The organism is Xanthomonas sp. 3075 (genome assembly GCF_014197275.1).
Lineage (GTDB): Bacteria > Pseudomonadota > Gammaproteobacteria > Xanthomonadales > Xanthomonadaceae > Xanthomonas > Xanthomonas campestris_B.
On record NZ_JACIFI010000043.1, the window covers coordinates 1 to 8,249 of the forward strand.

The 8,249-nt window shown below is 57.0% G+C and carries 9 protein-coding genes; 5 read left to right on the plus strand and 4 right to left on the minus strand.

Annotated features, from left to right (window positions below; translation table 11 throughout):
• Positions 1 to 240 precede the first annotated feature (240 nt).
• A complete protein-coding gene (locus GGR62_RS20690; RefSeq protein ID WP_184409698.1) occupies positions 241 to 2,181 on the minus strand; it encodes a hypothetical protein in 1,941 nt (646 codons plus the stop codon).
• A gap of 184 nt (positions 2,182 to 2,365) precedes the next feature.
• Here GGR62_RS20690 and GGR62_RS21360 point away from each other — a divergent pair, with 184 nt between their 5' ends.
• From GGR62_RS21360 to GGR62_RS20705, 3 genes are all read left to right on the plus strand, one after another.
• The gene (locus GGR62_RS21360; protein ID WP_243391078.1) at positions 2,366 to 2,755 is read left to right on the plus strand and encodes a transposase; all 390 of its coding nucleotides are present in this window, start codon (positions 2,366 to 2,368) and stop codon (positions 2,753 to 2,755) included.
• Positions 2,756 to 3,186: 431 nt separating this feature from the next.
• Positions 3,187 to 3,792, plus strand: a complete 606-nt coding sequence (locus tag GGR62_RS20700; RefSeq protein ID WP_260306357.1) for a hypothetical protein — start codon at positions 3,187 to 3,189, stop codon at positions 3,790 to 3,792.
• Positions 3,789 to 4,484, plus strand: a complete 696-nt coding sequence (locus GGR62_RS20705) for a hypothetical protein (protein ID WP_184409699.1) — start codon at positions 3,789 to 3,791, stop codon at positions 4,482 to 4,484. Before GGR62_RS20700 ends, GGR62_RS20705 begins: the two co-directional genes overlap by 4 nt.
• Before the next feature lie 57 nt (positions 4,485 to 4,541).
• Here GGR62_RS20705 and GGR62_RS20710 read toward each other — a convergent pair whose 3' ends face one another.
• Positions 4,542 to 5,060: a transposase gene (locus tag GGR62_RS20710; protein WP_260306359.1), complete on the minus strand. Its 519-nt coding sequence runs from the start codon at positions 5,058 to 5,060 to the stop codon at positions 4,542 to 4,544.
• 84 nt (positions 5,061 to 5,144) lie between these two features.
• On the opposite strand from GGR62_RS20710, the gene GGR62_RS20715 reads away from it, so the two are divergent.
• The gene (locus GGR62_RS20715) at positions 5,145 to 5,384 is read left to right on the plus strand and encodes a hypothetical protein (protein WP_184409703.1); all 240 of its coding nucleotides are present in this window, start codon (positions 5,145 to 5,147) and stop codon (positions 5,382 to 5,384) included.
• A 30-nt stretch (positions 5,385 to 5,414) separates the two neighbouring features.
• Here the strand turns inward: GGR62_RS20715 and GGR62_RS20720 are convergent, their stop codons facing one another.
• Both GGR62_RS20720 and GGR62_RS20725 read right to left on the minus strand, forming a co-directional pair.
• Entirely contained in the window at positions 5,415 to 7,058 is a 1,644-nt protein-coding gene (locus GGR62_RS20720; protein WP_184409700.1) for an XVIPCD domain-containing protein, read from the minus strand.
• Positions 7,055 to 7,600 carry a hypothetical protein gene (locus GGR62_RS20725; protein ID WP_260306361.1) on the minus strand — a complete coding sequence of 182 codons (546 nt, stop codon included), beginning with the start codon at positions 7,598 to 7,600 and terminating at the stop codon, positions 7,055 to 7,057. The genes GGR62_RS20720 and GGR62_RS20725 overlap by 4 nt, the downstream gene beginning before the upstream one ends.
• 250 nt (positions 7,601 to 7,850) lie before the next feature.
• Here GGR62_RS20725 and GGR62_RS20730 point away from each other — a divergent pair, with 250 nt between their 5' ends.
• A complete protein-coding gene (locus tag GGR62_RS20730) occupies positions 7,851 to 8,174 on the plus strand; it encodes a transposase (RefSeq protein WP_184409701.1) in 324 nt (107 codons plus the stop codon).
• Positions 8,175 to 8,249 lie beyond the last annotated feature (75 nt).

Genomic DNA, 8,249 nt, shown 5'->3' on the forward strand with positions numbered 1-8,249 from the left:
TCACCTTGGAGACTGCGCCATGCGCGCACTTGTTTCCACTGGATCAGTGGCATAACTTGCTGATCCAGCTAGGGAAAACGTGGGGATACCTCAGAACCTGACCCCGTTATTTTGGGAACCAAACGCTTAGTCGATCCCTACACCGCCAGCACCCCTCGTTTCTCGCCAAGCCAAGCCGTGAGTCCAACAAGTTACGCGTGTGGCAACTTGGCATTGCCTTGCTCTCAGGTACTGGACTGATTACATACCGATCATGAACATTTCACCGGTATAGCGGCCCTGGAATTTCTCAATCGATTTTCCGGTCATCGCAACGACTTCTGCATCGAGCGCTGTGTACCCATCGCCGCCTCGCTGGTAGGCATAGGCGTTTCCCACCTGATGGATGCGCGCCGCGCCAGCTCCATACACTTGCGATTGCGAGTAGCCACTAGTCAGCACTGCTGCCAGCTTGGCGCCCCGCTCAAGCGTCACTATCCAGCGGACAGACTCATACGAGCTCAGCACCAGGATGATCGGCTTGTTCGAACGTCGTACCCGCACCTGCACGGTCCCGATGCGGGCGCCGGCCCCTGACGTACTGGTTTCTCTACGCCCCTCGTAAACGCCGACCGCTTCAATATGCGAGGTTCGCCCAAGCTCAGCCATTTCTCCATGCGGCAAACGTGGTGCCGTCGCCCGTGCGCTGTTAGTTGCAGTAGATCGCAATAGCGCTGCGCGCAGTAGGCGCAATTGCTCGGTTGTCATCGGAATCCTGCCTGCTGCATGCCGCTCTACTTCAGCAGCCCGGAGCAATGACTGGTTCAGTTGTGCATTACGTGCAGCCACCAACTGGGCAATCGCCTGTGTCCGCACCTCAAGATAGGTATTCACGTCTACGGGCGGCTGCGACTGGAACCTCTCCACCAACCTGATCTGCGCGTTGTTGACCACGGCATTGCGGCGTAACGAGGGCACGTAGAGCACGCGACTACCCACTCCTGGAACATCGTCCAGTACAGCCAGCGTGCGTTTGCTGATCGAGTAAATGTATGTCCGACTGCCCTCCGGGTCGTTGGTGAAATAACCGGTGATAACAAGGGCATCGGGATCCGGCGTAGTCGTTGCAGACGTCGCCATAAGCGGCGATAGCGTAATACTTGACGCCTGCAGTGATGGCAGCGCAATCCGTTTGATCCCCCCGGCCACAGAAAAAGCAAATGCCTCATCGGACGAAAGGTTGGAGCGCCCCCATCCAGAGATCGGCATCTCGCGTTCGGAAAGGATTCGCGTAGTCCATCCCTCAGCATCACGGTGCAGCTCGATTTCTGCAATGGTTTTCCACGCCATCAGTAGAAAATGTAGTGGCTTGCCCGGCACTGGATATACCATCTGCAGGCCCGGCGATGACAGAAGGAGCGACTGTATATTTCCACTGGCCAAATCCAGAAACACAGGCCCCGCGTTACCCATTTTTTGGTCGGAGTTGTTTCGTGGCGTGTAGATCACACCTACATCCCCAACAAGGTGGATTCCCGAAGGCGTCATCGAGAAGGTCGCGAGCGCGTCACCGGACTCGGTGTCACTGAGTTGCACGCGCCCCTCGCTATTGCTGGAAATCACCACCCGTCCGTTTGGTGATAAGGTCGCCGAGGTGAAGAGACCATTCCTCTCTGCCAGGACCTGACCGCTACCGATATCCACCACCAGGTACTTGTCGGCAAGTTGCAGCAAGGCGACGCCAGCCCGTGTTGCGAATGCCGCATCTGCAATGTAACTAGGCGCCGTCAGCACCTGCAATGGAGATTTGGGGACAGCGCGCAACGGCGGAGCGGCGATTAGCAGGCTGGCTCGACGCATTCCCAGCCATTGGCTGAGCGACGCATCGGCACGGACAAAGCATGCCTTGTCGCTCAGCGCAGAGCGGATATCCTGCGCGCTTGAGAGAAAAGAGGGCACATAACTCCCCGAGCATTCCCGAGCGCGACGTATCAACCTTGACTGATATTCGGATTCCAGCGCCGCAACATCAGCCGCAAATATCTTCGCCGTCGCATCCAGGCCAGCTTTGCCGGCGAGAACCTCACTCCCTGGCGGCATCGCATCGGTAATGCGTTCTTCCATCGTTTTGCCGAGATTGCCGCAGCCACCCAGGCACGCAGCCATGGCGAGCAACGCAACATTCCGTGTCAGAAATTTCATACCCACCCCCAAGTGGTCTTCGTTCCGAGCGCGTGGCTCGAAAGGCTGGCAGATCATAGCCGAGGTGATCGTCGCCTGCCTATTGCGGCGCTAACGGCGGCGCTAACGGGGTCAGGTTCACTTCCTACCCAAATTTCAGGCTACGGCCTCAGCTTTCGGGAGGGCTTCCTCGCTATCAGCACCAATGCCTTTCTGCGAGTCCTGCCAGGTGGCCAGACTTCCGCGTATCGACCTTCCGGGCATCCCGCAGCACATCGTGCAGCGTGGGAACAACCGCTTGCCCTGCTTTCTGGATGATGGCGATCGATTGCGCTATCTGCACCTGATGCATGAGGCCTTGCACGCCACAGGCTGCCAGTTGCACGCTTACGTCTTGATGGACAACCATGTGCACTTGCTAGTCACGCCATCTGATGCGGGACGGAGCGGGCAACTGATGCAGCGGCTTGGACGACACTACGTCGCATTGTTCAATGGCCGCCACGGGCGCACTGGTACGCTATGGGAAGGGCGGTACAAAGCGTGTCTTGTGGACAGTGCGGACTACGTCCTTCGCTGCTATCGCTACATTTAGCTCAATCCGGTGCGTGCTCGTCTGACCGACAACCCGGCGGCGTATTGCTGGTCCAGCTGCTCAGCCAACCTAGCCAACGCAGGCACTCCGCATTGACACCACATCCCTGTTGGCTTGCGCTTGGAAGCGACCCGATCAAGCGATCCAACACCTACCGTACCCTGCTCGATGAAGCCCTCTCCGACAAACTGCTCGCTAGCATTGGTCTTCATCTACAGCAGCAGCGAGCTCTGGGCCACGACGCCCCCGCGCGATGGTCGAAGCCAAGACCCGCCGCTTTGCGGGCGTCAGGCCCGCTCATCGGCCACGCAAACCGAACACCGTCGATTGATAAGTTAACCTGACCCCGTTATTCCCCAGGCCTCACCAGCACTTTCACCACGAATGGCACTGCTACGCACAAGCTCTACTATCAGTCGCGAGGCGGGCGTTTGAAGGTTGCAGCTTCGACCAGCGCAGCGCAAGCATGCCCGGTTGAGTATGTCTACATCTTGGGCAGTCAGATCCCGGATGACACCATCACTACGCGCCTGGTTTCGCTTTACACCGACGGAGCCACTCCGCGTCTTTACACAGGCATTGCCAACCAGGAAAGCAACTACCGTCAGTTCACGCAAATCACGAAGTATGGTCACGCAGGTCTATGGCCGACAGAGAGCTACGATGGCGGAAGCCATGTAGGGCTGATGCAAGTTGCGACCTCAGGCAGCACAATTACTGGCTCACAAGGCGTTTTTAACGCATGGAGTTGGATCGAAAACACAGCCTCTGCAGACACGCTCTTTCGAGAGAAGATGCGCACAGCAGTGCGTCTTTACCGTCGGATGCGTACCGCAGCCCCCGGTATTCGCGAGCTAACCGGAGTAGAACTAGAGAGTATGGCCATCACGCTCTACGGCCCTGGCGCCGCGTCGGGCCTGGAGAATCAGTATTACCGAGCTGTGAACAATGATGGTTCCTGGAATTGGGTGGTCAACACCCAGAACAACCCGACGGGTGTGAATTACACCAATGAAGTGAGGTCGAAAATCCAATGAAGATGAATGTCTTACTACTCGCACTCGTTATAGCTTCTTCCGCCCCACTCGTCGCTTGGAGCGCCGATCTTGGCAAACCTGTGACTTGGCAATCATCCCAGGCCGCCAAGCTCAATCAAACACCGGACCTTGCTAGGGTCGCTGAGAGGCTTATCGTCCAATACGACCTTGATGGCGACACCGTGCAACCCACGGTTAGCGAAGCCAAGTTCGTTGACCTGGATGGTGATGGGATCTTGGAGCTTGTTGCACTGGTTGATTACTCCGGCCGTCTGTTCTTCAACAATCTCGCCATCATTACAGCGCGAGCAGGCAGTCCGGTCGTTACGACCTATCGAAGCAACGGCACAAACATGCAGGACTTGGATCAGCGGATCATTTCTAAGCCGGGCTCACCGAAGAAGCTCTTGGTCGTAGACCGCTTCATTGATCGGTACGAAGGCTCGTTACCCAGTCCAAAGGAGCAGCGGTTGCTCGAACTCTATTCGGGTAGTTTGCAAGATGTAAGCAAACAGCATCGCGACTACTACTTTAAGCGCCTAGACGTGCTTGAAAAACAGGCTGGAAATTCTGCAGGCGGCAGTGCCAAGAGCGCAAGTACAGCCAGTTCAACAAGTCCAACCGAGCGGGACGAAAAGTTCGTGCTCAGGCAGGAATTGGAGCGCACCCGAATGCAGACACTGGGTGAGTAATTAGAAGGGGCCCTGGCATATCTGCTGGGGCCCTTGAATTTAAAGGGACGGAGGCAATTAACCAACCTGAGTCACCCCGACAGGACGACCACGCGGGCGGCACGTTGTTGGTCTGCCCAATGCACGCTCCACCATTGCCTGGAAGCGCGAGTCGCCCAAGGCGCGCTCCTGCATGAGGTGAAGGCGGATTGACTGTTCGTCCTCTCGGGCTAGACCCGCATGAAGCCATTTTGCATAGACAGACACCCGCTCGGCTGCATCGCAGCCAAGATACAAATAGACCTCGTGCGACGTGATGAGCTGGCTTTTCCCACGCCCCAGATGCGTGTGGACGCTTGACCAACGGTACTCGGTTGGCAATGCCACCATGCGGGCGCGCACCGGATTGAGTTCGATGTAGCGCAAGACCGTGAGCACATACCGTTCGGTCTGCACCAAGCAGGACTTGAACCGCCCCTGCCACAGGGTTCCGCTGCGCCGGTGCCTGACTTCGAAGGCTTGCACATACGATTGGCCGCTGAGCCGCATCGCCGAAGACACTCCGCCAGCCTTATCCGCCGAGACCAGCGGGTGCATGTGGTTGTCCATCAGCGCGACAAATGACTCTGACCCTTTTTGCTATTGAAGCCACTACTCAGGGTGGGGGGACGTCGCTCCGCAATGACACCACATCCCTGTTGGCTTGCGCTTGGCAGCGACCCGATCAAGCGATCGAACGCCTACCGTACCCTGCTCGATGAAGCCCTCTCCGACGAACTGCTCGCTAGCATTCGCCTTCATCTACAGCAGCAGCGAGCATTGGGCCACGATGCCTTCCGCGCAATGGTCGAAGCCAAGACCCGCCACTTTGCGGGCATCAGGCCCGCGCATCGGCCCCGCAAGCAGAGCGCCATCGACTGATAAGTTAACCTGACCCCGTTATCCAAAACGTCACCCCAAGGACTGCCCCTGATTTCTGGACACCTCGCGCTGTTGCGTCATCGCTTGTTCCTGAGCAATTGCCTGGTTCGCCACCATCAGCTTGGCGTCGGACTGCTCTACAGGCGTCTGCATCGCCTGCTGCACGGGCACATGAGCACGCAGGTGCGCGGGATCGTTCAACTCGCCTTGAACCGCGAACAGACGCTCGGGACCAGCGACAACATGATCCACTCTGGTTAATGCATTGTCGGATAGTGAGGTGCTGGAGCCATTCGGGTATTGGTCTCGATTATCCTTGCAGGCGGCAAGAAGGCTCCTGCACACTCGCTCGCTGTTCTCATCGAATGGCACACCAGCCTGGCTCCCGAGCCGCTGCACTCCGTCCCTGATTTGCAGCAGCATTGCGTGATCGGGGTGCGCAGGATTGTCGGGGCCGGCCCTGCCACCGTGCTGTTGCGGAACGGGACGAAGTTCCGGTGCACGAGGGTCCACATGCATTAGCCGTTGCGTCTGGTCTCCCTGCTGCACATTAAGATCGGTGGTGCCATCCTGGTTTCGGGCGCGCGACAGATTCTCGCGCGCGACAGAGCTCCATTCGCCGTTCAAGAAAGCATGGCCCTGCCCATGCTTGTTCCAGTTGACCAGGTCATTCCCTGCGGCATAGAAGCCTGGCCCATTGAAACGCTCTGGGTGCGCGCGATCCGCAGGACCGTACTGATGCGTCGCACCTCTATCCAAAGCCCCGATGAACTGCCCCGCGCGATCGTCATGGATGAACAGGTTTTTGATGACCGGGTACTCGTGCGGCAAGTTCTGGTGCGTCCTGTCCTCATTGAGGGCGGTTGGATTGACAAGCGGATCAGCCAGGACACTCGCCCATGCCGTCGAGAGAGGGCTTTCTCGATTCGCGTTGCGCAGCGCGTTGACAACATCGGTACCTCTCAAGGCGCCGTCGCGGCCCGACTCCAAGTAGTCCAGTGGTCCCGAACGTCTTGGGTTCAGGCCATCGATTGCAACACTGACATCTGCCACAGAGTGGTATTGATTTCTTTCGATGTTACGAATCATAGGCGCCGTGAGCGCTTCATTTTGATTGAATGCTTTTCCAACCATGGCTGCCAATTTCACCTGATCGTCCAACGAAGCATTCTGATAAAGTTCGCTTCGCTGCAAAGGTGCAATCGCGCGGTCCATGATCTTGTTGATCTGCGTAACATCTTGCTCATGCACCCAGTTAATACCCGCATCGGAAGAAAGGAATTGATCCAATCGCGACTTGACCTCCGCATCCAGCGGCCGCCCCAACTCGCTTTTTATCGTTCTGCCGTTACGGCCTAGATCCGCGATGGTCTGCGACACCTGATCTTCGCTCAGCACACTTTGCGGCTGATTGATAGCGGCCCATCCCTGATAGGCATTGACCAAGTCCCGGGGAACGTTCTCGCCATTAGGATTGCCAGGTTGATAGTGCTGACCCAGATCAACCTGAATGGTACCGATGGTGTATCCGCTATTGTCAGCTGGCTCTAGCCTCGGCGTTCTAGGATTATCACCGGCAACTTCAAGGCTGTATGATTCATATCTACTTTCAGATGTAACTCCTACCGCAAAGTACAGCGTTGCGCGTAATTCCTGATCCGTCAGCCTGCTCATTGCTCGTCCTCCATGCAATTCGTATCAAAAGGTACTTCTTGTCCTTTCTTACTGGGATGCAGGACAACATCACGCTCATAGCGGGAGCCATATTTCTGATAGCGAACCAACGTCCCATTTTCAAAAATGAAATAATCTTCGTTTCCGGAAAAAACAGGGCAGGCCGAGTATCCGGCCTCTCCGTCGTCGCTACAGTAGCGAACGTATAGCTTTGCCTCGCGTACGTCTCCCTCGAGTTTCCCATCGCCACCGCGAGAGTTTGTGCCTTCACTCCAGTCACCCGTTACGTGGTAACCATGTTGCTCCAACGTGATGCCCAAAAAGTGCCCGGAATCACACTTCTTTGCGTATCCCCATGTTCCAGAAAAGGAGGGAGCTTTGGCCGCGGGCGCAGCGCTTGAGCATGAAGTGGTCAGCACCATCGCTACGGAAAGCAACGTATGCAGCGGTCGGAGTCGATAATTTTCCGTGCAAAACATCGGCAACTCCTCTGATCCACCCTTAGTGGCCTTGAAACGATGGTAAGACAATAACAACAACATGATCCGCATACCAAGAGGACGAATAGACGCGCGACTAGGTCGTCAGCCTTTGGACCAATGGCCTGGGATGCATGCTTCCATCACCGACATGAACAACGCGCCAGCGCAGGCCGTGATCTTGGCACCAATGGGGTCACCAACGGCACCAACGGGGTCAGGTTCACTTCCTTCACAAATTTCAGGCTACGTCGTCAGCTCTCGAGAGGTTTCCTCGATATCAGCACCAACGCCGGGCTGCGAGTCTTGTGCCATGGCCAGCCTTCCACGCATCGACCTTCCCGGCATCCCGCAGCACATCGTGCAGCGCGGGAACAACCGCTTGCCCTGCTTTCTGGCTGATGGCGATCGATTGCGCTATCTGCAGCTGATGCATGAGGCCCTGCACGCCACAGGCTGCCAGCTGCATGCTTTCGTATTGATGGACAACCATGTGCACTTGCTAGTCACGCCACCTGATGCGGGACGGATCGGGCAACTGATGCAGCGGCTTGGACGAAACTACGTCGCATTGTTCAATGGCCGCCACGGGCGCACTGGTACGCTATGGGAGGGGCGCGACATCCCCCCGCCCTGAGTAGCGGCCTGGTTTAGAGTCCAGGGCTGATGATATCGGTGTTTGCCAGATGTTGGGCATACGCAGCCGGTGTCA

Bases quoted from the DNA above. Each gene is read 5' to 3' on its own strand.
- GGR62_RS20730 (WP_184409701.1), top strand. From the start codon at position 7,851: ATGGCCAGCCTTCCACGCATCGACCTTCCCGGCATCCCGCAGCACATC.
- GGR62_RS20715 (WP_184409703.1), top strand. From the start codon at position 5,145: ATGACACCACATCCCTGTTGGCTTGCGCTTGGCAGCGACCCGATCAAG.
- GGR62_RS20710 (WP_260306359.1), bottom strand. From the start codon at position 5,060: ATGCACCCGCTGGTCTCGGCGGATAAGGCTGGCGGAGTGTCTTCGGCG.
- GGR62_RS20720 (WP_184409700.1), bottom strand. From the start codon at position 7,058: ATGAGCAGGCTGACGGATCAGGAATTACGCGCAACGCTGTACTTTGCG.
- GGR62_RS21360 (WP_243391078.1), top strand. From the start codon at position 2,366: ATGCCTTTCTGCGAGTCCTGCCAGGTGGCCAGACTTCCGCGTATCGAC.
- GGR62_RS20690 (WP_184409698.1), bottom strand. From the start codon at position 2,181: ATGAAATTTCTGACACGGAATGTTGCGTTGCTCGCCATGGCTGCGTGC.
- GGR62_RS20725 (WP_260306361.1), bottom strand. From the start codon at position 7,600: ATGTTGTTGTTATTGTCTTACCATCGTTTCAAGGCCACTAAGGGTGGA.
- GGR62_RS20705 (WP_184409699.1), top strand. From the start codon at position 3,789: ATGAAGATGAATGTCTTACTACTCGCACTCGTTATAGCTTCTTCCGCC.